31 protein-coding genes and 1 other RNA gene are annotated in these 25,727 nt (G+C 54.7%); 11 read left to right on the plus strand and 21 right to left on the minus strand.

The annotated features are described in order from the left end of the window. Nucleotides 1-3: 3 nt before the first annotated feature. The 3 genes from rsmH to rsmI form a co-directional block, all read right to left on the minus strand. Nucleotides 4-960 carry a 16S rRNA (cytosine(1402)-N(4))-methyltransferase RsmH gene (gene rsmH / locus AC4EYZ_RS02055; RefSeq protein WP_141441277.1) on the minus strand — a complete coding sequence of 319 codons (957 nt, stop codon included), beginning with the start codon at nt 958-960 and terminating at the stop codon, nt 4-6. Between the two features lie 67 nt (nt 961-1,027). Continuing rightward, nucleotides 1,028-1,386, minus strand: an RNA gene (rnpB, locus tag AC4EYZ_RS02060) — RNase P RNA component class A. Nucleotides 1,387-1,418: 32 nt separating this feature from the next. Then, the gene (gene rsmI / locus AC4EYZ_RS02065) at nt 1,419-2,276 is read right to left on the minus strand and encodes a 16S rRNA (cytidine(1402)-2'-O)-methyltransferase (protein ID WP_041158054.1); all 858 of its coding nucleotides are present in this window, start codon (nt 2,274-2,276) and stop codon (nt 1,419-1,421) included. Nucleotides 2,277-2,390: 114 nt separating this feature from the next. Here rsmI and AC4EYZ_RS02070 point away from each other — a divergent pair, with 114 nt between their 5' ends. The 4 genes from AC4EYZ_RS02070 (at nt 2,391) to AC4EYZ_RS02085 (ending at nt 5,574) form a co-directional block, all read left to right on the plus strand. After that, nucleotides 2,391-3,899: a penicillin-binding protein activator gene (locus AC4EYZ_RS02070; RefSeq protein ID WP_141441279.1), complete on the plus strand. Its 1,509-nt coding sequence runs from the start codon at nt 2,391-2,393 to the stop codon at nt 3,897-3,899. Further along, nucleotides 3,889-4,260 (plus strand): YraN family protein, encoded by a 372-nt coding sequence (locus tag AC4EYZ_RS02075; protein ID WP_022523915.1) that lies wholly within the window; start codon nt 3,889-3,891, stop codon nt 4,258-4,260. Before AC4EYZ_RS02070 ends, AC4EYZ_RS02075 begins: the two co-directional genes overlap by 11 nt. A gap of 86 nt (nt 4,261-4,346) precedes the next feature. Beyond that, entirely contained in the window at nt 4,347-4,937 is a 591-nt protein-coding gene (locus tag AC4EYZ_RS02080; protein ID WP_007114714.1) for a phosphoheptose isomerase, read from the plus strand. Nucleotides 4,938-5,001: 64 nt separating this feature from the next. Continuing rightward, nucleotides 5,002-5,574: a BON domain-containing protein gene (locus tag AC4EYZ_RS02085; protein ID WP_022523916.1), complete on the plus strand. Its 573-nt coding sequence runs from the start codon at nt 5,002-5,004 to the stop codon at nt 5,572-5,574. Nucleotides 5,575-5,662: 88 nt separating this feature from the next. On the opposite strand, the gene AC4EYZ_RS02090 is transcribed toward AC4EYZ_RS02085, so the two are convergent. The 8 genes from AC4EYZ_RS02090 to zapE all read right to left on the minus strand — a co-directional run bounded on the left by AC4EYZ_RS02090 (nt 5,663) and on the right by zapE (nt 12,058). Beyond that, entirely contained in the window at nt 5,663-6,169 is a 507-nt protein-coding gene (locus AC4EYZ_RS02090; protein ID WP_009287785.1) for a ClpXP protease specificity-enhancing factor, read from the minus strand. A gap of 66 nt (nt 6,170-6,235) precedes the next feature. Then, complete coding sequence (gene sspA / locus AC4EYZ_RS02095) at nt 6,236-6,862, minus strand: stringent starvation protein SspA (protein WP_007114711.1); 627 nt, start codon at nt 6,860-6,862, stop codon at nt 6,236-6,238. 149 nt (nt 6,863-7,011) lie between these two features. Continuing rightward, on the minus strand, nt 7,012-7,779 hold the full coding sequence (locus AC4EYZ_RS02100) for a cytochrome c1 (RefSeq protein WP_009287784.1): 768 nt from the start codon (nt 7,777-7,779) through the stop codon (nt 7,012-7,014). Continuing rightward, nucleotides 7,779-9,038 carry a cytochrome b gene (locus tag AC4EYZ_RS02105; protein WP_009287783.1) on the minus strand — a complete coding sequence of 420 codons (1,260 nt, stop codon included), beginning with the start codon at nt 9,036-9,038 and terminating at the stop codon, nt 7,779-7,781. Before AC4EYZ_RS02105 ends, AC4EYZ_RS02100 begins: the two co-directional genes overlap by 1 nt. Further along, complete coding sequence (petA, locus tag AC4EYZ_RS02110) at nt 9,038-9,637, minus strand: ubiquinol-cytochrome c reductase iron-sulfur subunit (RefSeq protein ID WP_022523917.1); 600 nt, start codon at nt 9,635-9,637, stop codon at nt 9,038-9,040. The genes AC4EYZ_RS02105 and petA overlap by 1 nt, the downstream gene beginning before the upstream one ends. A gap of 208 nt (nt 9,638-9,845) precedes the next feature. Then, on the minus strand, nt 9,846-10,235 hold the full coding sequence (gene rpsI, locus AC4EYZ_RS02115) for a 30S ribosomal protein S9 (RefSeq protein ID WP_022523918.1): 390 nt from the start codon (nt 10,233-10,235) through the stop codon (nt 9,846-9,848). A 13-nt stretch (nt 10,236-10,248) separates the two neighbouring features. Further along, the gene (gene rplM, locus AC4EYZ_RS02120) at nt 10,249-10,677 is read right to left on the minus strand and encodes a 50S ribosomal protein L13 (protein WP_022523919.1); all 429 of its coding nucleotides are present in this window, start codon (nt 10,675-10,677) and stop codon (nt 10,249-10,251) included. Nucleotides 10,678-10,861: 184 nt separating this feature from the next. Beyond that, on the minus strand, nt 10,862-12,058 hold the full coding sequence (gene zapE, locus AC4EYZ_RS02125) for a cell division protein ZapE (RefSeq protein ID WP_490204076.1): 1,197 nt from the start codon (nt 12,056-12,058) through the stop codon (nt 10,862-10,864). Nucleotides 12,059-12,268: 210 nt separating this feature from the next. Between zapE and AC4EYZ_RS02130 the strand changes: the two genes are divergently transcribed. After that, nucleotides 12,269-12,727 (plus strand): Z-ring associated ZapG family protein, encoded by a 459-nt coding sequence (locus AC4EYZ_RS02130; RefSeq protein WP_022523921.1) that lies wholly within the window; start codon nt 12,269-12,271, stop codon nt 12,725-12,727. A 54-nt stretch (nt 12,728-12,781) separates the two neighbouring features. Here AC4EYZ_RS02130 and AC4EYZ_RS02135 read toward each other — a convergent pair whose 3' ends face one another. Beyond that, nucleotides 12,782-13,543 (minus strand): Nif3-like dinuclear metal center hexameric protein, encoded by a 762-nt coding sequence (locus AC4EYZ_RS02135; RefSeq protein ID WP_138800072.1) that lies wholly within the window; start codon nt 13,541-13,543, stop codon nt 12,782-12,784. A 128-nt stretch (nt 13,544-13,671) separates the two neighbouring features. On the opposite strand from AC4EYZ_RS02135, the gene AC4EYZ_RS02140 reads away from it, so the two are divergent. Then, nucleotides 13,672-14,937, plus strand: a complete 1,266-nt coding sequence (locus AC4EYZ_RS02140; RefSeq protein ID WP_474191863.1) for a Do family serine endopeptidase — start codon at nt 13,672-13,674, stop codon at nt 14,935-14,937. Nucleotides 14,938-14,994: 57 nt separating this feature from the next. Here AC4EYZ_RS02140 and hisD read toward each other — a convergent pair whose 3' ends face one another. The 9 genes from hisD to AC4EYZ_RS02185 all read right to left on the minus strand — a co-directional run bounded on the left by hisD (nt 14,995) and on the right by AC4EYZ_RS02185 (nt 21,898). Further along, the gene (hisD, locus tag AC4EYZ_RS02145; protein WP_474191864.1) at nt 14,995-16,311 is read right to left on the minus strand and encodes a histidinol dehydrogenase; all 1,317 of its coding nucleotides are present in this window, start codon (nt 16,309-16,311) and stop codon (nt 14,995-14,997) included. Between the two features lie 25 nt (nt 16,312-16,336). After that, nucleotides 16,337-16,990, minus strand: coding sequence for an ATP phosphoribosyltransferase (hisG, locus tag AC4EYZ_RS02150; protein ID WP_022523925.1), 654 nt, complete (start codon nt 16,988-16,990; stop codon nt 16,337-16,339). A 61-nt stretch (nt 16,991-17,051) separates the two neighbouring features. Further along, on the minus strand, nt 17,052-18,314 hold the full coding sequence (gene murA / locus AC4EYZ_RS02155; RefSeq protein WP_022523926.1) for a UDP-N-acetylglucosamine 1-carboxyvinyltransferase: 1,263 nt from the start codon (nt 18,312-18,314) through the stop codon (nt 17,052-17,054). A 10-nt stretch (nt 18,315-18,324) separates the two neighbouring features. Next, nucleotides 18,325-18,576, minus strand: coding sequence for a BolA family protein (locus AC4EYZ_RS02160; protein WP_022523927.1), 252 nt, complete (start codon nt 18,574-18,576; stop codon nt 18,325-18,327). 93 nt (nt 18,577-18,669) lie between these two features. Next, nucleotides 18,670-19,008, minus strand: a complete 339-nt coding sequence (locus tag AC4EYZ_RS02165; protein ID WP_022523928.1) for an STAS domain-containing protein — start codon at nt 19,006-19,008, stop codon at nt 18,670-18,672. Continuing rightward, entirely contained in the window at nt 19,005-19,646 is a 642-nt protein-coding gene (locus AC4EYZ_RS02170) for an MlaC/ttg2D family ABC transporter substrate-binding protein (protein WP_083868817.1), read from the minus strand. Before AC4EYZ_RS02170 ends, AC4EYZ_RS02165 begins: the two co-directional genes overlap by 4 nt. Before the next feature lie 90 nt (nt 19,647-19,736). Further along, nucleotides 19,737-20,201, minus strand: a complete 465-nt coding sequence (mlaD, locus tag AC4EYZ_RS02175) for an outer membrane lipid asymmetry maintenance protein MlaD (RefSeq protein ID WP_022523930.1) — start codon at nt 20,199-20,201, stop codon at nt 19,737-19,739. Nucleotides 20,202-20,217: 16 nt separating this feature from the next. Next, a complete protein-coding gene (gene mlaE, locus AC4EYZ_RS02180; RefSeq protein ID WP_035539165.1) occupies nt 20,218-21,018 on the minus strand; it encodes a lipid asymmetry maintenance ABC transporter permease subunit MlaE in 801 nt (266 codons plus the stop codon). 67 nt (nt 21,019-21,085) lie between these two features. After that, entirely contained in the window at nt 21,086-21,898 is an 813-nt protein-coding gene (locus tag AC4EYZ_RS02185; protein ID WP_474191866.1) for an ATP-binding cassette domain-containing protein, read from the minus strand. A 327-nt stretch (nt 21,899-22,225) separates the two neighbouring features. Here AC4EYZ_RS02185 and AC4EYZ_RS02190 point away from each other — a divergent pair, with 327 nt between their 5' ends. From AC4EYZ_RS02190 to lptB, 5 genes are read left to right on the plus strand one after another with little or no spacing between them, the layout of a single operon-like run. Then, entirely contained in the window at nt 22,226-23,212 is a 987-nt protein-coding gene (locus AC4EYZ_RS02190) for a KpsF/GutQ family sugar-phosphate isomerase (protein WP_190373413.1), read from the plus strand. A gap of 52 nt (nt 23,213-23,264) precedes the next feature. Continuing rightward, on the plus strand, nt 23,265-23,807 hold the full coding sequence (locus AC4EYZ_RS02195; RefSeq protein ID WP_159176630.1) for a KdsC family phosphatase: 543 nt from the start codon (nt 23,265-23,267) through the stop codon (nt 23,805-23,807). Continuing rightward, on the plus strand, nt 23,808-24,377 hold the full coding sequence (gene lptC / locus AC4EYZ_RS02200; RefSeq protein WP_009287775.1) for an LPS export ABC transporter periplasmic protein LptC: 570 nt from the start codon (nt 23,808-23,810) through the stop codon (nt 24,375-24,377). It begins immediately after the preceding gene. 11 nt (nt 24,378-24,388) lie between these two features. Then, on the plus strand, nt 24,389-24,904 hold the full coding sequence (gene lptA / locus AC4EYZ_RS02205) for a lipopolysaccharide transport periplasmic protein LptA (protein ID WP_009287774.1): 516 nt from the start codon (nt 24,389-24,391) through the stop codon (nt 24,902-24,904). A gap of 11 nt (nt 24,905-24,915) precedes the next feature. Further along, nucleotides 24,916-25,665 carry an LPS export ABC transporter ATP-binding protein gene (gene lptB / locus AC4EYZ_RS02210; RefSeq protein ID WP_474191867.1) on the plus strand — a complete coding sequence of 250 codons (750 nt, stop codon included), beginning with the start codon at nt 24,916-24,918 and terminating at the stop codon, nt 25,663-25,665. Nucleotides 25,666-25,727 lie beyond the last annotated feature (62 nt).

Below are 25,727 nucleotides of genomic sequence, written 5' to 3' on the forward strand. Positions count from 1 at the left end.
CATTTACATCCGTTTGCGTGCAGCCCGCATGACGGCACTACGTGCGCGGGGATTGGCATCCACTTCCTCCTCGCTTGGCCGCACACCTTTGCCTAGCGCTTCAAGACGCCGATTCATTTGATCATCGCGAATCGGCACCCCTCGCGGCAAGTCGGTATCGCCGCGGACATGGTGGCGAATAAAGCGCTTCACGCGGCGATCTTCCAACGAGTGAAAGCTGATAACCACTAAGTGACCACCAGGTGCCAGCGCCTCTAGCGCGGCGTCTAAAGCACTGTCTAACTGCTCCAGCTCGCCGTTGACGAAAATACGCAGCCCTTGAAACGCTTTGGTGGCAGGATGGCGTCCCTTTTCCCAGGCGGGGTGGGCTACTTTTAATACCTCGGCCAAATCCACCGTGTGGGTAAACGGCTTCTCGACCCGGCGAGTGACCACAGCGCGGGCCAAACGTTTGGCATAGCGCTCTTCGCCGTAGGTTTTAAACACGTAGGCAATGTCTGCTTCACTGGCCCGGGCCAGGAAATCAGCCACACTTTGCCCTTGGGTAGGATCCATACGCATATCTAGCGGGCCATCGCGCATAAAGCTGAAGCCGCGCTCGGGGTCATCTAGTTGAGGCGACGACACGCCAACATCGAGTAACACACCGGAAAGCTTGCCAAATACGCCCTGTTCACGGGCAAACTCGGCGAGCTGAGCAAATTCTCGCTGGGCAATCTGAAAGCGTGGATCGTCTATGTCAGCGGCCGCGGCAATCGCTTGGGGATCGCGATCCATCGCAAGCAGCTGGCCCTGAGCATCCAGACGATCAAGGATCAAGCGTGAGTGACCGCCCCTCCCAAAGGTGCCATCTAAATAGCCGCCTCGCGCATCGTGCACCAGAGTATCGACAGCACCTTCCAGTAGTACGCTGGTATGGCGAAAGCAGTTAGCAACCTGTTCAGCGTCAGGAGAAGGCATGTTTTTCTCACACAAAATGATAGTGACAGCGTAATAAAGAGCGTGCGGACACGCTCTGGTACGTAAGTGGGGGAGTCGGCCGATAAGCCGGGTTCTGTCGTGGACAGCCATTCCTCTAGGCGCTGCGTTACCACAGCGCTCAAGCAACCTACCCGGATCCAGCGCGGGCCACGCCATTGGATCCCTATTTGGTCTTGCTCCGAGTGGGGTTTACCATGCCACGCACTGTTACCAGGCGCGCGGTGCGCTCTTACCGCACCCTTTCACCCTTACCGGCCCCGAAAGGCTTAGGCGGTCTACTCTCTGCTGCACTTTCCGTCGGCTCACGCCGCCCAGGCGTTACCTGGCACTCTGCCCTATGGAGCCCGGACTTTCCTCCCCCAACACCTTTTAAGGGGTATTAGCGGCGACTGTCTGGCCAACTCCGGCGGCAAGCATACCAGCGCCCTCGACTTGCCTCAATGCTCACCTTTGATTGCTTGCAAACGCGCGTACCAGACTTGCTTACGACCACCAAGCATTCGCGCGGCAATTGCAGCGCCCTGTTTCACGCCAACCCCCTCTGCCAGCAGTGCCTCCAGCAAGGCGTCCGCTGATATATCCTGATGTTCACTCTGCTCAACCGGCGGAGCCCCGGCAACAATCACCACGAATTCGCCGCGGGCTTGATTAGGGTCGACAGTCAATTGCTCCAGTAACGATGCAGGCGTACCGTGCAAAAACGTTTCGAAGGTTTTAGTGAGCTCACGCGCCAATACCACATCGCGATCCGCCATTTGCGCCTGTAACGCTTCAAGGGTATGCACGATACGGTGGGGAGATTCATAAAACACCAGCGTCTCTTCGCGGGTTTTCCAACTCTCCAATGCTTGGCGTCGTGCGCCTGGCTTGGCAGGCAGAAAACCGGCAAACACAAAGCGGTCTGTTGGCAGGCCTGCCCCTGACAGCGCAGTAATCAGCGCACAGGGGCCGGGGATAGGCACAATATGGCGATTGCGCGCCCTCAGTTCACGTACCAGCACAAAGCCGGGATCGCTAATCAACGGTGTGCCGGCGTCACTGATCAGGGCGATATCTTCACCTGCGGCGAGATAACTATCCAAAGCCTCTACCCGGCGCACCTCGTTGTGCTCATGTAAAGAGAGCATGGGCTTGTTTAGCCCCAAATGCGCCAACAGGCGGCCACTATGGCGAGTATCTTCAGCGGCAATTCGTGTCACTTGGCCCAGCACCCGAGCGGCACGCGCGGTTAAGTCATCCAAATTCCCAATTGGCGTGGCAACCACGTACAATGTGCCCGGATTATCGTCTGTCATTGTTGACTCTCAATTCGTTGATGGCTTGCCCTGCTGGTGCGCTATGCTTGTGCAGTGGCTTGGTCAATCGCTGACAAGCAGCGACAGCGCAAATGGAAACCTAAGGAAGGATACATGAAACAGTCATTACGTGGCTTACTCGCCGTTGCCCTTGTGGCATTTCTCGTTGCTGGCTGTGCGATGCAATCGCCTAGCGTGGTAGATCGAGTGCCCGATGAAAACCCTGGCCAGCTACTCAGCCAAGCGGAACAGCAAGCGCCAGAGCAAGCCGCAAAAACACGCCTGGAAGCGGCTAATATTCTGGCCCGTCAAGGTGAGCGCGACAGAGCCTTCGAAACCGCCGATGGGATTGATGAAAGCTTGCTCTCAGAACCCGACCGGGTACGCTGGGCACTGCTATTTTCCGAGCTTGCCCGCGCGTTGAATGAACCCCGTGCCGTGCTGCGCGCCACTCAGGTACTCGGCGACGAGCTGCCGATGCAGGCTAACCAGCAGGAGCGGCTTGAAGAACGCCAGCGCTGGGCCCGTGAGGCGCTTGATCAGCCCAGCGGCGCAGTGAGCGTTGCGCTGCCAGAGCTTGAGGGTCAGGAAATACGCCGCATCGTGGTAGCACTGCCCGAATCAGGCCCGCTTAGCAGCGTCGCCAATACTATCGCTTCGGCTATGCGGCAGCACCATGACGCCAAGGGCAGCAACGTCGAGCTAAGCTTCCTGGACACCTCGCGCTACTCGATGGATGAGCTCTATGACCGCGCCCAACAAATGAATGCGCAGTTAATTATTGGCCCGCTGGATAAGGATCGAGTTACCCAGCTAGAACAGCGCAATAGCGTGCCGCTCCCTACACTGGCACTCAACTATGGTAGCGGTGATAACAATCAAGCCCAGCGACTCTTCCAGTACGGCCTTTCAGCTGAAGACGAAGCACGCCAAGTTGCCCGCCGCGCCTGGCAGGACGGGCACCGCCAAATGTCCATGATGGTTCCGGATAACGGCTGGGGCCGACGCGTAGGCGAAGCCTTCTGGAATGAGTGGCATAGCCAGGGTGGCGAAATCACCAACGCCGTGCGCTATAACCCGGATAGCTCGGTCTCCAATGCCGTACAAACCGCGCTCAGTGTTAGCGGTGATCGCGCGCGCCTAGGCAATATTGACGCCCTATTCCTGCTCGCACTGCCCGAGTATGCGCGCCAGGTACCGCCGACTATGGATTACTACTACGCTCCCAATCTGCCAATCTATGCCACCTCACACTTGCATGAAGGACGCTTGCAGACTCGCCTCGATCAAGATCTAAACGATGTCATGTTCGTTGATATCCCCTGGCAAATCCCCGACGCCGCCGTTGGTGGCGAAGAGGCTCTGCCCTTTGCATCTACCTACCAAAGCCTGCGGGATGAATCAGACGCTTCCATGTTCCGCCTGATGGCAATGGGCGTTGATGCTTACGAGCTGGCTATCCGCTTTTCCAATCTTGGCGAGCTGAACGGCCTTCATGGCAGCACCGGCACTCTCTACTTAAGCGACGATGGCCGCATCTACCGCGAGCTGCCCTGGGCTAAATTCCAGAATGGCGTCCCATCACCTATTTTAATTCCTAACCTGATCGAAAGTGACGACTAACGCCCATACTGCCCGTGCCCGCGGCGCAGCCATTGAGCAGCTTGCCGCTCAATGGCTGCGCCAACAGGGGCTCACCCTTGTCACGCAGAATCATTACGTGAAAGGGGGTGAGCTTGACTTGGTAATGCGCGATGGCGATATTCTCGTCTTTGTTGAGGTCAAACACCGCACCACGACGCGCTACGGTCACCCGCTGGAAACCGTCACTTATCAGAAACAACAGCGCCTGGTGCGTGCAGCACGGCTTTATATCGCCCGCGGCGGGCTTTCTTCACCCTGCCGCTTTGATATCCTGGCCATAACGGGTAAGCCGCCCAACCTTGAGTTTCACTGGGTAAAAGCTGCCTTTGATGCCTTTTGACTGTTTTTTAAAGCTGTTTTTATAAACCGGCTTTAAAAACGGTCTTTAAAAAACACTCTTTATCACTATTCAACCAGGAAGCCCTGATGGACTTTCAATCTCGGATACTCGGCCACTTCAACGCTAGCATCGACACCAAGACGTACGCCAGCGAAGTACTTCCGCCGTTCATTGAAGTGGCTAGCCAAATGATGGTGCAGTGCCTTGTCAGCGAAGGAAAAATTCTTGCCTGCGGCAATGGCGGCAGCGCTGGTGACAGCCAACACTTCTCCTCTGAACTGCTCAACCGCTTTGAGCGAGAACGCCCTAGCCTACCCGCACTGGCACTCACCACTGATACGTCCACGCTCACTTCAATCGCAAACGACTATAGCTACAACGAGGTGTTTTCAAAGCAGATTCGCGCCCTCGGGCAGCCCGGTGATGTACTCTTGGCCATCTCCACCAGTGGCAATTCGGGCAATATTGTGCAGGCCATTCAAGCCGCCCATGATCGCGATATGACCGTAGTTGCCCTTACCGGCCGCGACGGTGGCGATATGGCGTCACTGTTAGGCCAGGATGACTGCGAGATTCGCGTCCCGGCGACATCAACGGCCCGCATCCAGGAAGTTCACCTGCTGGTGATTCACTGTTTATGCGATCTTATCGATGAACAGTTGTTTGGCAGCGCTTAGTCGCCATTTGTACTGTGTTAACAACCACGATGTCTTTAACTGCTAGCATCAAAGGAGTCATACGATGACCCAACGCCTCTCCCCCCGCGGCTTCATGGCCGTTGCGCTTTGCGCGGCACTCTTCATTACCGGCTGCGCTAACAACTCAGCCTCCAATCAGTCCAACTATGCTCAGCGTAGCGACGATGTTGAAGCCATCGACACCACCATTGAGCGTGAAGTTGATGACGCGTTAAAGCGTGCTGACGCCCGGCTAGGCGATGCCCGCATTCGTGCCCACAGTTATAACGGCGTTGTGCTCCTGGTGGGCCAAGTACCCAGTGAAGAGCTTCGCGATATGGCGGGTGAAGTTACCAGCAACCTACGCGGTGTTACTGACATCCACAACGAACTCACCATCGCCGCTCGCCTACCGGCCAGCCAGCGCCTGACCGACACATGGCTCACCACGAATGTCGTCAGCCACCTGGCAACCAACGACCGCATCGACTCTTCAAAAATCAAAGTCACCACCGAAAATGCCAGCGTATATCTGATGGGCCGCGTGACCCGGGAAGAGGCTGACCGTATCGTCAATGCCGCTTCCTCGGTTGGTGGTGTACAACGAATCGTAAAAGTATTTGATTACCTAGACTAATCCACTGTTTTCCCATTGCGTTTTAGCAGCCACAAAAAAGCCTCGCTTAATAAGCGAGGCTTTTTTGTGGGCGGCACACCCCAGGGTGTTATTTAACGACCCGCAGGGTGGGTTTTTTCTTCGTCTTGCTCTTAGCTTGAGACTCTTTTTCAGACGTATCCGCTGACGCCGTTGAGTCACTGTCACTCTTTTCGGAGACGGGCTCTGTGATCGACAGCTCAGGCTTACTAGAGGGCTTCTCTTCGTCCTCAATAGCGCCAAAAGAGTCGGCTCCATCACCTAGCTCAGGCTCATGACCAAAGACCATTCCTGCACCGTTCTCACGGGCGTAAATAGCGATTAAGGCCGGAGTCGGTATCATTACCTGCATAGGCTGCCCGCCAAAGCGCGCATTAAAGCCTATCGCCTGATTCTCCATAAAAAGATCACGTACTGCAGTCGGCGCCACGTTCAAAACGATCTGACCGTTTTGAACAAACTGACGGGGCACCTCAACGCCAGGCAAGGTAGCATCAACCACCAGGTAAGGCGTTAGCTCATTATCCAGCAACCACTCATAGAGTGCTCGGGCGAGATAGGGGCGACTCGATTTCATCTAGACTCCCTCCTCCTTACAAGAAAGGCTCCCTGCCCTTATCAAGCACAAAGGAGCCAAATGAATTCAAGCGCGCATCTCTTTTTCACGCTCACTTAAAGATGCCTTGAACGCTTCACGCTCGAATACTCGCGACATGTAGGACAGCAGCGGCTTAACCTGCTTCTCGGGCAATTCGATATTGAGTTCCGGCAAACGCCACAATACAGGCGCTAAACAACAATCCACCAGCGTAAACTCTTCGCTCATGAAGTAAGGCATATCCTCGAAAATTGGCGATATGCCGATCAGACTTTCACGCAACTCTTTACGCGCTTTATCTGCCTCTTTCTTTCCACCACTGCGAATCAGGTCGACCATTGGGCACCACTCGCGCTCAATGCGGTGCATCCATAGGCGGCTTTGCGCACGCGCTACTGGATAAACAGGCAATAGCGGAGGATGCGGGAAACGCTCATCCAGGTACTCCATCATAACTTTGGACTCATACAGCACCAAGTCACGATCTAACAGCGTCGGTACGCTGTTGTACGGATTGAGGTCTGCCAGCTCTTCCGGTGGTTTTTCGTCGAGTACATCGACGATGTCGACGGCAACCCCCTTCTCGGCCAGCACAATGCGCACACGATGACTGAAATGATCATCACTGCCTGAGTAAAAGATCATCGACGACCGTTTGGCCACAACACCCATGAAAGCATCCTCACATCAAAACAATCTTGGATAATAACACGCCAGCGCTACCTTAGGGGAAGCCAGCTTGCTTTGCTTTACTGCCATGCTGACAAGCAAAAGGCGCACGACTTACGCCGTGCGCCCCACTGACCATCAGCTACTGCTAATTAGTGGATATCTCGCCAGTACTCGCGCTTGAGCAGGTAAGCAATCACACCAAAAATGAAAATAAAGATCAGTACTTTAGGTGCCAGCGCCTGTGCTTGAAGCTTGGAGGGCTCACCTACATAAGCCAGGAAGTTAGTAAGATCATACATCGCCTCCTCAAATTCCGCAGGTTCGAGCTCCCCCGGCTCGGTCACTTGCAGCACGTTACAAGACTGATACTTGCCCGATAACGCATCCGGTTCTTGCCCTTCTACCGGGTGATCGGTTTCAGCACATACCAGCTCTTGCACGCCCTGCAGAGGCTCTAACACGTTCGGCATTGCCACTAGGTCAAACACCGTATTGTTAACGCCCGTGGGACGGCTAGGATCTTTGTAGAAACCGAGCAAATAAGAGTAAATCCAATCGGTCCCACGCACACGCGTCTTGAGCGACAGGTCGGGCGGCGGCGCACCAAACCAACCCTCCGCATCACCGCTGTTCATGGCGTTATGCATTTGATCGTTGTAAGCCAAATCTGACGAGAAAATCAAATTCTCTTCAACCAAATCCTGAGGCATCCCCAAGTCGTCTGCCGCACGCGAAAAGCGTTGATAGTTAAGCGAGTGACAGCCCATGCAGTAGTTAACATAGAGCTTCATGCCATTTTGCAACGAGGCCTGATCATGCAGATCAGGATCCATCGAGTGAGGCACACTTGCGCCCCCCGCAGCCATCGCGGTTACTGGCACTAAGGCGAAAAGGAGTCCAAATAGATACTTTTTCATTAGCCAGTCACCCTTTCCGGAACGGGTTTAGTCTTCTCCAGCTTGGTGTAGAACGGCATCAAGACAAAGAAGGCGAAATAGATCACGGTGCACGCCTGGGCTAGCAGTGTCCTACCCTCTGTCGATGGCAACACACCTAAAACACCCAGGATGACAAAACTGATAGCAAACAGCAGCAGCATGACTTTCGACATCCAGCCTTTGTAACGCATAGAGCGCACGGGGCTACGATCCAGCCAGGGCAGAACAAACAGGATTGCAATCGCCGCGCCCATAAAGATAACCCCTAGGAACTTGGCGTCTAAACCAAAGACCGAGAAGGTGATGGCGCGGAGAATGGCGTAGAACGGTGTCATATACCAAACGGGGGCAATGTGATCTGGTGTCTGCAGCGGGTTCGCCTGATCAAAGTTAGGCCGCTCAATAAAGTAGCCACCACCTTCGGGGAAGTAGAACACCACTACGCAGAAAACGAACAGGAACACTGCCACACCGACAAGGTCTTTCACCGTGTAGTAAGGGTGGAAAGGAATTCCATCCAACGGCACACCAGCCTCATCCTTCTTCTGCTTGATATCAATGCCGTCCGGGTTATTCGAGCCCACCTCATGCAAAGCAATGATGTGCAGCACAACCAGTGCCAGAATAACGATTGGCAGCGCAACCACATGCAGTGCAAAGAAGCGGTTTAGGGTAATGCCTGAAATCAGGAAGTCACCACGCACCCACTGTGCCAGGTCAGGGCCGATCGCCGGAATCGCTGAGAACAGCGAGATAATCACCTGCGCACCCCAGTAGGACATTTGCCCCCACGGCAGCAGATAACCCATAAAGGCTTCCGCCATTAGCACCAGGTAAATAGTCATGCCGAAGACCCACACTAACTCGCGCGGGGCTTTATAAGAACCGTACAAAAGGCCACGGAACATATGCAGATAGACAACGAGGAAGAAGGCGGAGGCCCCCGTGGTGTGCATATAGCGAATCAACCACCCCCATTCCACATCACGCATGATGTATTCGACGGAATCGAAGGCACCTTCAGCTGAGGGGTTAAAGCTCATGGTCAACCAAACCCCGGTGAGGATTTGGTTGACCAGCGCCAGCAGCGCTAACGAGCCAAAGAAGTACCAGAAATTGAAGTTTTTCGGCGCGTAATATTTGGAGAGGTGCTCTTGCCACATCTGAGTAGCAGGGAAGCGATCATCCACCCAACGCATGAGGCCTTTTTCCGCCTTGGCTTTATTCGGATTACCCATTAGGCAGTCTCCTCATCTTCGCCGACGATAATGATATCGTCATTCTCAAAGCGGTAGGGTGGAACCTCAAGATTGGTCGGCGCAGGAACGTTGTTAAATACGCGACCAGCCAAATCAAAGCGGGAACCGTGGCATGGGCAGAAGAAACCACCCGGCCAGTTATCAACGCCTACGCCCTCTGCGTCGGGTTCAGGCCGGAATAACGGCGAACAGCCTAGGTGAGTACAAATACCGATCAACACCCCAATCTCGGGCTTGATAGAGCGCAATCCACCCTCGATATAAGCGGGCTGTTGTGGCTCTTCCGAATCCGGATCGGCCAGTTGCTCACCGCTCAGCGACTCAGTACGCTCGATCATTTCCGGCGTGCGATTAATGATCCATATTGGCCGACCACGCCACTCAACGGTCATACGCTGCCCAGGCTCAAGCTTGGAAATATCTGCTTGAACGGGAGCACCCGCCGCTCTTGCTTTGGCACTAGGCTGCCAAGAAGCCACAAAGGGTACCGCTACCCCGACAGCACCTACCGCACCCACAACGGAGGTGGCGCCTACGAGGAAACGGCGTCGGCCTTTGTTTACGCCGTTATCTGCCATTTCAGGTTTCTCCCATCAGCTTACCCGTTCCGCCACAAAGGCGTCTTGCGGCGACGAATATTAATTACGCTCTATGGTAAAAAAACAAAGCGCTGTGCACAAGAACAACCGCTCGTGACCATAGTGGTACGAGCAATATAATTTTTTGATATTCCAATAAAAAACGCCCAGGTCGATGACCTGGGCGTTTTTCCGCATAGCGTAAAAATTAACGCTTCGAGAACTGCGGACGACGACGTGCTTTGCGCAGACCGACTTTCTTACGTTCAACTTGACGTGCATCACGCGTTACGTAGCCAGCGGCACGTAGCGAAGGACGCAGGTCTTCATTGTAGTTCATCAGGGCACGTGTAATGCCGTGACGGATCGCACCAGCTTGAGAAGAACCACCACCACCAGCGACAGTCACGAAGATGTCAAACTGGTTCAGGGTTTCAGTCAATTCAAGCGGCTGGCGAACAACCATACGACCGGTAACACGACCAAAGTAGAGGTCAAGGTCTTGGTTGTTGACAGTAATTTTGCCAGAGCCCGGCTTCATAAACACGCGAGCGGTGGAAGTCTTGCGGCGCCCGGTACCGTAATACTGCTGTGTCATGGCGAAGATTTCCTCAGAGGTTCAGTTCAAGCGGCTGTTGGGCAGCATGCGGATGCTCGTCGCCAGCGTACACTTTCAACTTCGTGTACATGGCACGGCCCAAGGGACCTTTCGGCAACATACCTTTAACGGCAGACTCAATGATACGCTCGGGCGCATGATCAAGCATTTTGTCGAATGTCATAGAGCGCAGACCGCCCGGGTAACCAGTGTGGCGGTAATAGGTTTTAGCCTTCGCCTTATTACCAGTTACGTGGACTTTCTCTGCGTTGATCACGACGATGTAGTCGCCAGTATCAACGTGAGGGGTAAATTCGGGCTTATGCTTGCCACGTAGGCGGCGAGCAATCTCGGTTGCCAGACGACCGAGCGTTTTGTCCGTAGCGTCGACTACATACCAGTCGCGCTGGACGGACTGCGGCTTAGCACTGAACGTCTTCATGGATGAAATCACCAGATTAAATGTATTGGGTGACTTACACCGTTGTACGGCGAAGCACCATCCCTATTCTTTTTGGTTGCTGGTTTAACCCAGCAACATGCAGCGAGGCGGCATTCTACAGTAAGGCTACTGACAAGTTAAGCCGTATCGTGACTTTTTTACTGAGCCGACACCCCGTCAGGCTTTAAGGCTTATGCGCCAGCGCCAAGTACTCCTTGGACTGCATCTCTTGTAGACGCGACAACGTCCGCTGGAACTCGAACGTTAGCTTGCCATCGCTATACAGCTCTTCAATCGGCGCTTCCGCGGACATCAGTAGTTTGACGCCACGATCATAAAACTCATCGACCATATTGATGAAGCGGCGTGCCTGATCATCCTGCTTGGCATTCATACGCCTCACATTGGAAACCAGCACTGTATGAAACTCCCTGGCCAGTTCAATATAGTCATTTTGACTGCGCGGCCCGTCACACAGCTCAAGAAACTCAAACCAGGCGACATCATCATGCAGCCGACGCGTTTTCAACACACGGTGATTTACCTCTAGCGACGCCTGTGACTCGCCTTCGTGCCCGGCTATTTCCCGAAAGCTGCGCGATAGTTCGCGCTCAGCCGCTTCATCCAGCGGCGAGTAGAAGATGGCCGCACGCTCCAATGCGCGCAGTCGATAATCCACCCCAGAATCGACATTAACCACCTCACAATGACGATTCACAAGCTCAATGGCTGGCAAAAAGCGCGCCCGTTGTAGGCCATCTTTATATAAATCATCAGGTACGATATTAGAGGTCGCCACCAATACCACTCCGCGCTCAAATAACGCCTCTAGCAAGTTGGCAAGAATCATCGCATCGGTAATATCTTTGACGAAAAATTCATCAAAGCAAATAACCCGCGCCTCAGTAGCAAACTTACCCGCGATTAGGGTCAGTGGATTCTTTTCACCTTTATAGTGGGTCAGCTCGTTATGGACACGCTGCATAAAGCGGTGAAAATGGGTACGCATTTTGTCGGGAAAGGGCAAGGCTTCATAAAAGGTATCGACCAAGTAGGTTTTGCCCCGCCCTACCCCACCCCAAAAATAGAGGCCTTGGATATCGGGCAAGACAGGCTCATCAGCCAATGAGGATTTCTTGCCCATGAAACCCGCCATCTTGGCTTTTAACCCTTTATGGAGCCCCTTATTCGCAACCAGAGCTTTGGGAACGGTTGTTGGCGCAGCGACAAGCTCATCATAGAGCCGCTGTAGATGCTTTACTGCCAACTCCTGCGCTGCATCATATTGAAAATCATCGCGCTCTAAGTCCGCCCGATAGCGCTCTATAGGCGATGCAGGGCGCGTTTTTGACGATGCCCTACTCGCAGTTGTTGATGACATGCACTCGCCTCCCACAGCATGTAAGGCAGCCGCCAGTACATGACTGGCAACCTTGAAAAGGTTGTGATTATACCTGTAGAGACATCTAAGCGCATGAGCGGATTGACCCAACCGGCTGAGTGACGCCTATAATGGCAGCCTGTTTGATTCTTAAGCTGCTAGCATATGCAGCCTCTAAATCATTATATTCAAGGCGCCAGGGAGAACACTGTGGACGCGAGCTCACCATTAACGTTTGCCATAATCGGTTTTATCGTCGGCCTGATCATTGGAGCGGTTGCTTATCGCCTCTTCAGCAAAAGCCAGCGTGAAGCGGCTTCCATGCGCCAAAAGCTACTCGAACGCGAGCACCAGATTGCCGAGATGAAGAGCAGCGTGGGCAGCCATTTAACGGGTATTTATCAACGCCTAAGCAATATACGCGACGAAGCCAACCAGCTTGAGCTTCAACTGAAAGAGGACGCCGCGGAGTGGGATATTCGCGACGCTGCTATTCAGCCTAGCCTTGATCTCTCGGGTATTGATCCAGCGCGCGAGCAGCAGACGACGGCAGACGCCAGCTCCCCTTCGACGCCACGTGACTACGCGGATGGTAAGGGCGGCACGCTGTCAGAAGACTTTGGCTTGAAGAGCAATGAGGCGGCGACACCCCAGCCGCCGCGCTACTAATAATGATTGATCAGCCCCGGCTTCTGTTATCGGTGATCCGGGGCATTTAATGCGTTAAGCGGGATTATCAATATCCACAAAGCGGTGCTCAACGTCATACTCATCGCTTAGCCACTCGCCCAGCGCCTGAACACCATAACGTTCAGTGGCATGGTGCCCGGCGGCGATATAATGAATACCCATCTCCCTCGCCAGATGAGTGGTTCGCTCGGATATCTCACCTGATACAAATACCTGTGCGCCCGACTCATAGGCGTCGGTGATCATGTCCTGCGCACCACCGGTACACCAGGCGATGCGCTCAATATCTCCCACCTGCGGGGCTTCAATGACCAACGGCTTGCGCTGTAAGGTTTGCGCTATTTGCGCTGCCAGCTCACTGACTGAGTGTGGCTGCGGTAATCGTCCTGACCACAAAAGCCCCTCCCCCAGCGCGCCATCAATGCATCCCTCTACTTTCCACCCCAAGTGACGGGCTAACTCCGCGTTATTGCCCATCTCGGCATGCGCATCCAGAGGCAGATGATACGCTAACAGACTAATGTCATGATCAAGCAGGGTTTTAATCCGCCGCTGCTTCATACCAGTAATCGCCACGGGCTCGTTTTTCCAAAAGTAACCGTGATGCACCAGCACCATATCTGCCTGCCAGGCAACGGCTTCGTCCAGCAGCGCTTGGCAGGCAGTAACACCGGTCATGATGCGCTTGACGTGTTCACTGCCCGCCACCTGTAAGCCATTAATGGTAAAATCTTTAAACTCTGCCGCACGTAACTGATGGTCACAAGCCGCTACTAGTTGATCACGATGAATCATATTGAGTCCTTTATTGATTTAACCGCACCCGTGAGGTAGCTGCTAAGAAAGTGTTACCATAAAACCATTGTAAAACTCGCTGCTTTATATCGCGAACAGCGAGACTGACCCGTTAAGGAATTGATTGCATGCGACGCTACGTGCTGCCTTATCTCTGGCCTGTTATCACTGGCGTACTGCTCGCGGTGGTGATTCTCTTCGCACTCCCCGAGCAGTTGCCCAACCCGTTTCGTGACTCGTCGCCTCAAGCCCCCCAAGTCGCCGCGCCGGTCATCTCGACGACACCAGAAGTGGTAGAACCCAACCCTAGTCGCCCTGCGCCTGAAATTCATCAGGCAGCGCCGCTTTCCCGGAACAAAGGCCCCGTCAGCTATGCTCAGGCAGTGGAGCAAGCCGCGCCGGCGGTAGTAAATATCTACTCATCGCGCATCGTTGAGCGCGACCAGCACCCACTGATGTCAGATCCATTTTTTCAGCAATTTTTTGATAACCAGGGAGATGACGCGACGACCCATCAACGCATGCTCTCAAGCTTGGGCTCTGGCGTTATAGTCAGTGAGGACGGCTACGTACTAACCAATCACCACGTCATCAACGGCGCCGATGAAATCCAGGTCGCTCTGCGCGACGGACGCGAAACCCTGGCAGAGGTGATCGGCACAGATCCTGAAAGTGATTTAGCCGTGCTAAGAATTAACCTGGACGATTTGCCAGTCATTGAACTCACAGACTCAGCCGACGTAGCGGTAGGCGACGTAGCGCTCGCTATTGGCAACCCTTTTGGTGTCGGTCAGACGGTCACCATGGGTATTATTAGTGCCACGGGGCGCAATCATTTAGGGCTAAACGCCTATGAAGACTTTATTCAAACAGATGCGGCTATCAACCCGGGTAACTCAGGTGGCGCGCTGGTCAATCCTGAGGGCGCCATGGTCGGCATTAATACGGCTATTTTCTCGCGCTCAGGTGGCTCCCAAGGCATTGGCTTTGCCATTCCTGCCAACCTTGCCCACAGCATTCTGGATGAACTGGTCACTCAAGGACGGGTAATTCGTGGCTGGTTAGGCATTGAAGCGCAAGCACTATCACGGGAACTGGCAGCCTCTTTTGGACTGCAAACACCCCAAGGTGTGATCGTCGCGGGGGTTGTCAGCGGAGGGCCTGCCGCGGAAGCGGGGCTAGAGCCAGGCGATGTGCTTCTCTCTGTCAATGGCCAGCCTATTCTGGATGCCCGCACCACGATGAGCGACATTGCCTCTATTCCCCCCGGTACTTCGCTACCGATAACCATCGTACGCAGCGGCGAACGCATGGAGATGACCCTCGAAGTGGGAGAACGCCCGCTACCGACCATCCCAATTAATGAAGAGACCCCAGGCCAACGCGACTCATAGCATACTTACAAATAGTTAGTTACTACTATTAAGCGCGTTGGCGCAGGGCTGGGTGTATCAATCGCGAATCCGGTACTCCGCTGAACGAGCGTGAGCGGTCAGCGACTCACCTCGCGCCAATACCGAGGCGATTTTACCTAGCTCAGAAGCGCCGCCTGCGGAGCAGTGAATAATCGAAGAGCGCTTCTGGAAATCGTAAACGCCCAGTGGTGAAGAGAAGCGCGCCGTGCCAGAGGTAGGCAGCACGTGATTTGGCCCAGCACAGTAATCACCCAGCGCCTCGGCGGTGTAACGCCCCATAAAGATTGCCCCGGCATGGCGGATATCGTCCAACCATGTCTCGGGGGCAGCCACCGATAGCTCCAGGTGCTCAGGAGCAATCCGGTTAATCAACGTAATCGCTTCTTGGGCGTCCTGGCAGAGCACTAACGCTCCTCGCTTACGCAGCGACTCACGCACGATCTCTTCGCGCTCTAAGGTCGGCAACAGCCGCTCAATTGCCGACTCCACAGCATCTAAGTGCCCGGCATCCCAGCTCACCAAGATCGCCTGGGCATCTTCGTCGTGTTCGGCTTGAGAAAATAGATCCATTGCCAGCCAATCGGGATCAGTCTGACCATCGGAAATCACCATAATCTCCGAGGGCCCGGCAATCATATCAATGCCCACTTGACCAAATACTGCACGCTTCGCCGTGGCCACATAAATATTGCCCGGCCCAACTATTTTATCGACTCGGGGGACACTTTCAGTGCCATAGGCAAGCGCGGCTACGGCCTGAGCGCCACCGATGGTAAACACATAGTCGACCCCCGCCAGGTGGGCCGCTGCCAGCACCAACTCATTGAGCACGCCATCCGGAGTAGGTACGACCATAACGATTTCGCGCACACCGGCCACATGGGCCGGAATCGCATTCATCAGCACTGACGAGGGATAGGCAGCTTTGCCGCCAGGAACATAAATACCGGCGCGATCCAGGGGGGCAACTTTCTGCCCCAGTACCGTGCCGTCTGCTTCTTCGTATTGCCAGGAGCTGGGCTTCTGACGCTCGTGGTAGCACTTAATCCGCTCGGCGGCGCTGGAAAGCGCCTCGCGCTGCTCAGCAGGCAAGTTATCAAACGCTCTTTTCAACTGCTCGGGCGTTAACTGCAATTCGTCCATCGAGGTAGCCGCAAGTCGGTCAAAACGATTCGTGGCTTCCACTACCGCAGCATCGCCGCGCTGCTTTACACTGGCAAGAATTTCTTCGACCCGCGCCTGCACCGCTTTGTCAGACACCCCTTCCCAATCTAACAGCGCATCAAGTCGATGGTTAAAGGCATCATCGCTTGTCGATAGGCGTGAAATCGTTGCAGTCGTCTGTTTGCTCATGGGTTCACTCATGGGTCACCTCACATCATTCGGCAAGCTGGGTCTGACGCTTTTTGACCGCACTGTCCAAGCGCTCTAGTAACGGCTTAATACGCTCATGCTTCATGGTCATGGCGGCCTTATTCACCACCAGCCGGGTGCTGATATGGGCAATAAGCTCACGCGGCTCCATACCATTCGCCCGCAGGGTATTGCCAGTATCGACGATATCAACAATTTCATCGGCGAGATTCATTAACGGCGCCAGTTCCATAGCGCCATAAAGTTTGATCACCTCAGCCTGAATTCCCTGCTCGGCGTAGTAGCGTCGCGCCACGTTAACAAATTTCGTTGCCACCCGACGCCGGGCACGGGCTGGCAACTGGCCGGTCACACCCGCAGTCATCAACTTACAGCGGGCAATTTCCAAATCCAACGGCTCATAAAGCCCTTCGGCACCGTGCTCAAGCAGCACATCTTTACCTGCGATACCGACATCGGCTGCCCCTAGCTGAACGTAGGTGGGCACGTCGGTGGCACGGATAATCACCAGTTTTACGTCGGGCAAGTTGGTATCAAATAGCAGCTTACGACTTTTGCTTAAATCCTCTGCAGGTGTAATACCCGCATCGGCCAGTAGTGGCAGCGTCTCTTCCAGAATACGGCCCTTCGAGAGGGCTAAAATCAGTTGCTTACTCATCGTGTTGCCCAGTGGTTATTAGCATGCAGGGGCTTAGCAGCAGAGACTCAGTAGAAATGGTCTAGCCAGGAATACGGCGAATGCGCGCACCCAGCAGCTGCAATTTCTCTTCGATACACTCGTAGCCACGGTCAATGTGATAGATGCGGTCTACTAGAGTTTCCCCCTCGGCCATCATGGCCGCAATCACCAGCGAAGCCGACGCGCGCAGATCGGTTGCCATTACCGGTGCACCGGAAAGCTTCTCGACCCCCTCGATCAAGGCGGTGTTGCCCTCCAGCACGATATTGGCGCCCATGCGGTTAAGCTCTTGAACATGCATAAAGCGGTTTTCGAAGATCGTCTCGACCACCCGAGAGTGCCCCACGGCCACTGCGTTCATGGCCACGAACTGCGCCTGCATATCGGTTGGGAACGCTGGATAAGGCGCAGTACGAATATTCACCGCCTTAGGACGCTTGCCGTGCATATCCAGGGCGATCCAGTCGTCTCCACTGGTGACTTCCGCACCCGCCTCTTCCAGCTTGGCAATGACCGCGTCCAGGATATCGGCCCGGGTGCGCTTGACCTTCACCCGTCCGCCAGTCATGGCGGCGGCAACTAGAAAGGTGCCTGTCTCGATACGGTCGGGCATGACATCGTGCTCGCAACCGTGCAGTTTTTCGACGCCTTCGATAGTAATGGTGTCAGTGCCTTGACCGCAGATTTTAGCGCCCATTTTGATCAAGCACTCAGCCAAGTCGACAATTTCAGGCTCGCGGGCAGCGTTTTCCAGAACGGTTTTGCCATCGGCTAGGGTCGCCGCCATCAGCAGGTTTTCGGTACCGGTCACTGTCACGGTATCAAAGTAGATAGTTGCCCCTTTTAGACGACCGTCCACCCGCGCGCGGATATAGCCAGCCTCAACGCGAATCTCCGCCCCCATGGCTTCTAAACCGCGAATATGCAAATCCACCGGGCGCGAGCCAATGGCGCAACCACCGGGTAGCGATACATCGGCTTTACCGAAGTGGGCAAGCAGAGGGCCCAACACCAGTATCGAGGCACGCATTTTCTTAACCAGCTCATACGGTGCGTGACACTGAGTGACTTGGGAGCCATCCAACTGAATACTCAGCTTTTCGCCCATCACCGGCTCAACGCCCATGCGGCCGAGCAGTTCTAAGGTGGTGGTAATATCCTGCAAGTGCGGCAAGTTACCAATCACCACGGGGCCATCGGCCAACAGGCTGGCACACAAAATAGGCAGCGCCGCATTTTTAGCGCCACTCACCCACACTTCACCGTCTACCGATCCATTGCCGGTAATGATTAATTTATCCATGGGGCGACCGTTATTGAACGTTTTCCGGTGCAGTTTGCCACTGCACCGGGGTAAACGTTTTGATGCTAATAGCGTGGAGCGCACCCGAGGCGATCTCATCGCTCAGCGCAGCGTAGACAAGCTGCTGACGTTTGACCGGAGAGAGACCTTCAAAGGCATCGCCAACCGCAATCACCTGAAAATTACAGCCTTCACCCTGGATATGGAACTGACATCCGTCGATACGGGATTCAAGCAGTGCTTTTACCTCGTTGGGTTGCATGGCGCAGAAAACTCCTTTGGGGTCATCGTTATTAATGAACGTAATTGGGTCGACATAATAAAGAAAAGCAGTGCGCTTGGCGATGCCGGAGCGTTAAATGGCCAGAGTAGCCGCAGGCTGATCAATCAAAGCATCCAACTCAGCCAGGGAGGCAAGTCGGCGTAGCGGCGCTGAAAAAAGAATGGCTTGGATATGGATACCGCGCTGCCGACAAATTCGAAGCCATTCAAACAGCACGCTAATGGCAGCGCTGCTAGCCTTCTCAATGCGACTAAAGTCCAAGCTGAGCGAAGTTAGCTCGGTGTGCTTGAGCCATTTAACACCACAGGCGGCCAAATCGGCCGCCAAGGATACCTCCACATCACCTTCCACCAGCAAGGTAGTGTTTTCTACACTAACCGTTACACTGGGGCGTGAAAACAGCACTGTCACGCATCGCCTCCCTGCTCAAGCTCTTCAACGCCCACTTCAGGTGACCATCCCTCAATAACCGCGTCATAATCACGATTGTTATCGCGCATGGCTTGGTCAAATTGATTGCGGAACGTCAGACCCAGATTAATACCGTTAACGATCACGTTAACCACCCGCCATTCGCCGTCGGAGAGTCTCAGGCTATAGCTTACGGGGTACACCTTGCCGTTATTGGCCACCACTTCCATGGCAACGCTGGCCTGGTCGTCATAGCGCTGAGCCTGCTGGGCATTCAGCACCCGCAGCTCATCATAATCAAACGTCACCAGTCCGCGGGTATAGGTATCAATCAGCGTTTGGCGAAACACATCGACAAAACGACGGCGCTGTTCCGGGGAAGCGTTGCGGAAGTAGTTCCCCATCACGCTGGCCCCGATATAGCGGAAATCCGCCACTTGTTCGAGGTTGCTATCCACTAACGCCTCAAGCTCGCTAAGATTATTGGCGTAATAATCCTTGCGACCTTCGAGTTCCGACATCAGTGACTCAACGTTATCGCGAATCATTGCTTCTGGTGTCTGAGACTGCGCCTGTGACTGCAGTGGCACCATTAACGCCGCCATCATCATTACCACCAATAACCAACGACCCATCATCAAGTTCACTCCATTCATAACCATCATCTCCCCACCCGGTATTGCACTGGGCCCGTTATTACACTGGATTAGTGCCTGCCGTTTGAAACACTAGTTAGTTGCCATATTGGACACAAACTGCTGGATAAGTTCTTCCAACACCAGTGCCGACTGGGTGTCACGAATCGTATCGCCATCCTCAAGCATTTCAGGGTCGCCGCCCACGCTAAGGCCAATGTACTGCTCACCTAATAAGCCTGCAGTCAGGATCGAGGCAATCGAGTCTTTGGAGAGCTGACCCTCAAGCTCGCTATCCAGGCTAAGAACGACCCGCGCATCGAACCACTGCGTATCCAGCTCAATGGCTTCTACCCGCCCCACTGTCACACCCGCCATGGTGACCCTGGCACGGGGTTTTAAACTACCAATATTGGCGAAGTTGGCCTCTAACTGAAACGACTGCGTGGGCGCTGAGAGCGTCAGTCCACTCACACGTAGGCCGAGGAACACCAGCCCCAGAATGCCCGCCACCATAAACAGGCCCACACCGAACTCCATGGTTTTACTGCGTTTCATGAAACTGCTCCAGCCATTAAAGGCCGCCAAACATAATGGCGGTCAACACAAAATCAAGCCCCAATACTGCAAGCGACGAATACACCACCGTGCGCGTAGTAGCGCGGGAAATGCCTTCAGAAGTGGGCACCAAATCATAACCTTGAAATACCGCGATCCAGGTCACCACCAAAGCAAATACGGCGCTTTTGATCATGCCGTTACCGATATCACTGATAAAGGCTACATTGGCCTGCATGTTGCTCCAGTAAGAGCCCTCGAAGACGCCTAGCCACTCCACGCCCACCAAGTAGCCGCCCCAGATGCCCACGACACTAAACCCAACCGTTAAAATAGGCAGTGACACAAAGCCTGCCCATAGGCGTGGCGCCACCACGCGGCGCAGTGGGTCAACACCGATCATCTCCATGCTGGTGAGCTGCTCTGTCGCTTTCATTAAACCGATCTCGGCGGTGAGCGCAGATCCCGCCCGGCCAGCAAACAGTAGTGCTGCCACCACTGGGGCTAACTCCCTCAATAGCGACAGTGCCACCATTTGTCCCAGCGCCTGCTCAGCCCCGAAATCGACCAAAATGGTATAGCCCTGCAGTGCCAGCACCATGCCGATAAACAGCCCCGACACCAATACAATGGCTAACGAAAGCACGCCCACAAAGTGCATCTGGTGCAACCATAATCGCCAGCCTTCCCGGGAAGGCACGCCGACCACAGACTGGAATAGAAACACGCCCGCTCGACCCAATGCTTCCATTAAGTCGCACCCTCGGCGCCCCAGCCGTGTAACACGTGCGGCGCTATTAGAGAACTTTGACTGCATTAACTCTGCCCTTTATTTACCCTGCATTGGTGCATTTAAGCGCCTTATGTCACCCACTCTAGCGGTTCTATTTAACCGGAGCCCCGCCCAGAATATCGCGATAAAACGCCTCAGCGGGGTAGTGAAATGGTACCGGCCCATCAGGTTCGCCATGAATAAACTGGCTAACCCGGGGATCTTGATTTGTGTCCAGGGTTTGCGGTGTGCCATGGGCTACCACCTGGCCATCGGCGATCAGATAGAGATAGTCCGCAATGCTCAAGGTCTCCTTGATATCATGGGAGACCACCACCGAGGTTAGCTGCAGCGCTTGATTAAGGCGCTTGATTAGCTGCACCAACACGCCCATAGAGATGGGATCCTGACCAACAAACGGCTCATCATACAAAATCAGTTCTGGATCCAGCGCCACCGCACGAGCCAATGCGACCCGGCGCGCCATCCCTCCGGACAGCTCCGCAGGCGTTAAGTGTCGCGCTCCGCGCAGGCCGACCGCCTGTAGCTTGAGCAACACCAGGTCACGCACCATGGTATCGGGCAAATCCGTATGCACCCGCAGCGGAAAGGCAACGTTTTCAAACACATCCAAATCAGAAAACAGCGCACCACTCTGAAAAAGCATTCCCATCCGCTTGCGTAGCGTGAATAGCGCCTTCCGGGACAGTTTATGAACATTCTGCCCATCAATGAGTATTCGACCACGCTCCGGGGTTAGCTGGCCGCCGATCAGCTTCAGTAGCGTGGTTTTACCGGTACCACTTGGCCCCATGATCGCGGTTACTTTACCCCGCGGTATGGTCATATTCACGCCACGGAAAATTTCGTGATCACCACGCGAAAAGTAAAGCTCTTCAATTTCTATAAAGGGTGCATCTGTCATGGATCAGTTGACTCTTAACGAGGCGCGACTAAAGCTGTATAGCATACCCTACTTGCGGCTATCGCAATTAGAAAACAGCGTTTCTAAAACATTATCGAACATTGTACTATAACGCTACAAGGCATTACTGCACGAATGGGCTTTCCTATTGTTCAGGGTTATCAAAGTTGCAAAGGCTTGCTTACCCTCGCCTAAACCTGCTCTCGGCCCTGGTGATGCGGGTATAGCCCCCCAGGGAGTCGCCTCAATTACTGCCTATTAGAGCTGTCGAGATGTTATTCTTACCGGTTACTACTTTTATATTTTCATTTGTTAAGAGAAAACGCTATGCGCCAGCCTATCGCCCCCTCCAGCCTACTACGTGAAAGCGCACTGCGTACGCTACAAATCGAGCAGGCAGCGATTGGAGGCCTTCAGGCTAAGCTAGACGAAAGCTTTGATCGCGCCTGTGAGCTAATTCTCGCCTGCCAAGGTCGTGTAGTGGTGACCGGTATGGGCAAGTCGGGGCATATTGCTGGCAAGCTAGCGGCGACACTTGCCAGTACCGGCACGCCGGCTTTTTTCGTTCACCCCGGTGAAGCCAGCCATGGCGATCTAGGCATGATTACCCGCGCAGATGTAGTGCTGGCGCTCTCTAACTCGGGCGAAACTGCCGAAGTCACTGCTCTGCTACCACTGCTTAAACGCCTTGGCACACCGCTGGTCAGCATGACGGGGCGCCCCCACTCCACGCTTGCCAAGCACGCTGATGCGCACCTAAACAGTGGCGTTGAGCGTGAGGCTTGCCCGCTCGACCTCGCCCCCACCAGTTCCACCACCGCGGCTCTCGCCCTGGGTGATGCACTGGCGGTTGCATTACTGGAAGCACGCGGCTTTACCGCTGAAGATTTTGCCCTCTCCCACCCCGGCGGCAGTTTAGGCAAGCGCTTACTGCTACGCGTTAGAGACCTCATGCACGACGGCGCACGCCTGCCCCAGGTCGCATTGGGCAGCCCGCTGCGCGACGCATTACTAGAAATTACCCGGCAAGGGCTTGGCTTTACCTGCGTAGTGGATAGTGAAGGACGCTTAGCCGGGGTCTACACCGATGGCGACCTACGCCGCACGCTGGATCAATTCCATAATCTGCGCGACGTGCTCGTTGATGATGTCATGACTCGACCGGGCAAACGCATAGGCCCCGATATCCTGGCGGCCGAAGCGGTACGCATCATGGAAGAAAGCCGTATTACCGCGCTAGCGGTGGTTGATGAACAACAGCGCCCAATTGGGGCTCTACATATGCACGACCTGCTCGCCAGCGGCGTTATTTAACCCAGCGGCGCCAACACGACCTGCTTTACGAACTGATTGATATGGAGGTTCTATGACCCTACCTGCCTCGCTACTCGACCGACTCCGCCGTGTACGCCTGCTAGCACTGGATGTTGACGGCGTCCTTACCGATGGGCGCCTCTACTTTCAGGCCGATGGTATCGAAATCAAAGCATTCCACACCCAGGATGGCCACGGGCTAAAGCTTCTCAAACGCGTGGGCGTACATGTCGCGTTGATTACCGGGCGCGACTCCCCCATGGTTAGCCAACGCGCGGCAGCACTCGGCATTGACCATGTTCACCAAGGCTGTGAAGACAAACTGGCCACACTGCGCGGGCTCTGCCAACGCCTCGATATTGAACTAGAGCAGGTGGCTTATTGTGGCGACGACCTACCCGACCTAGCGGCTATCAAACGATGCGGCGTCGGCATTACCGTACCTAACGCACCAGATTATATGCATACCCACGCCGACTGGACTACCGAACGCTTGGGTGGCCACGGTGCCGTGCGTGAGATCTGCGATACGCTGCTTGAATCTCAAGGACACTGGGGCGCGGTGCTCGACACCTATCTGCACGGCCGCACGTAAATGTTTAAACGCTTTAAAGTACGCCTTTGGTTAGCCGGGCTAGTCATCGCGCTGGGGATTCTGCTGGTATGGCTTGACCCACGCGGGCCTCAAGACACCAGCATCGATCCCGAAGCACAGGCTCAGGAACCTGGCCACGTGCTGGAAAATGCCGAGATTACCCTATTCGGGGATAACGGCAGTGTCATGCAGTCGCTAAAAACACCGCGCCTTATCCATACCCCGCAGCGCAGCGAAACCTGGACGGAAGAGCCCGAGGCAGTACTGTATGACAGCGAAAACCGTCAGTGGCTGGCCAGCGCCGCTGTAGGCACGCTCAACACCGCTACCCAAGCCCTGCTGCTGTCAGGTTCGGCTCGACTGTTTGCACCAGATGAAGGCTGGCAGCTAGATACCGAGCTACTGCACTATGATGGCCTCGAGCAGCATGCCTGGAGTGACACACCGGTATTGATGCAGCAACCGCCGCAGCAAATGAGCGCTTCACGTATGGACGTTTGGCTTAACACCAGCCAGGTTCGCTTAACGGATAATGTGCGCGGCACGCACCCCCCGGCCACACAACGCTAATAGGAACCGCCATGAAAGCCATGATTTCCCCAGCCCTGCTCTACACTGCACTGTTCGGTTTAGCGATACCTTTATCAGTGTTAGCCCAAACCAACTCATCTTCCCAGGCCCCAGTGGAAGTGGAAGCCGACCGTTTAGATCTTGATCAGCGGGCAGGCACAGCTGTTTATACTGGGGATGTGGACATTCGCCAAGGCGAAATGCAGCTGCGCGGCGAGCGGGTAGAGATCGAACGCAACGACGCGGGCGAACTCTCGACAGCCACCGCTACCGGTGAGCGCGCCTACTTGCGCCATCAAGGCGAAGGGCAAGAAGGCCCCACGGAAGGCTGGGCGCGGCGGATTATTTATCACGTCGCCGAGCGTCGCGTAGAGCTGATCGACCAAGCCGAACTGACCCAGCAAGAGGACACCTTTAGTGGCGGTCGCCTTGAGTATTTTATTGACCGAGAAGTGATTCAAGCGCGCTCTGACGTTGATGGCAGCGAGCCCCAGCGCATACGCATGACCCTTCAGCCTGAACAATAGGGAGCCTAGCTGTGGCCACTGCAGACACTGCGCCGATCAAAACCCTTTATGCCCACCACCTGGCTAAAAGCTACAAACGCCGCCGAGTGGTCAAAGACATCAATCTGGAGATATCCCAAGGCAGTGTCGTTGGCCTTTTGGGCCCCAACGGCGCGGGCAAAACCACCTCATTTTATATGATTGTTGGGCTGGTCAAATCCGACGCTGGCAAGGTGGGTATCGACGATGTGGATTTAACGCGCGCCCCCATGCACGAGCGCGCAGCCGCGGGGATTGGCTATCTACCTCAAGAGGCGTCTATTTTCCGCAAACTCTCGGTTGCCGAGAATATTATGGCGATACTCGAGACCCGCAAAGAGCTTAACCGCAGCGACCGCGAACAGCGCCTGGAAGCGCTACTCGAAGACTTCCATATCACCCATATTCGCGACAACCTGGGCATGAGCCTTTCGGGCGGCGAGCGCAGGCGTGTAGAAATAGCCCGCTCGCTAGCCACAGAGCCCGCTTTTATTCTGCTCGATGAGCCTTTTGCGGGCGTTGACCCCATCTCGGTAGGTGAGATTAAAACCATCATTCGTGCACTGAAACAGCGCCATATCGGCGTGCTGATCACCGATCACAACGTGCGTGAAACACTAGACATTTGCGATACCGCCTATATCGTCGGCGATGGGCAAATCATCGCCAGTGGCTCGCCCGCCTCGATTCTCACCAACCAAAAAGTAAGGGATGTGTATTTGGGCGCCGATTTTCGCCTGTAATGTTTTTGCCTTAATTGCCCCTAAATAGCGCTTTAAAACAACTTTACGACCAATGGCATGCT

The organism is Vreelandella sp. 162(4c) (assembly GCF_058152265.1).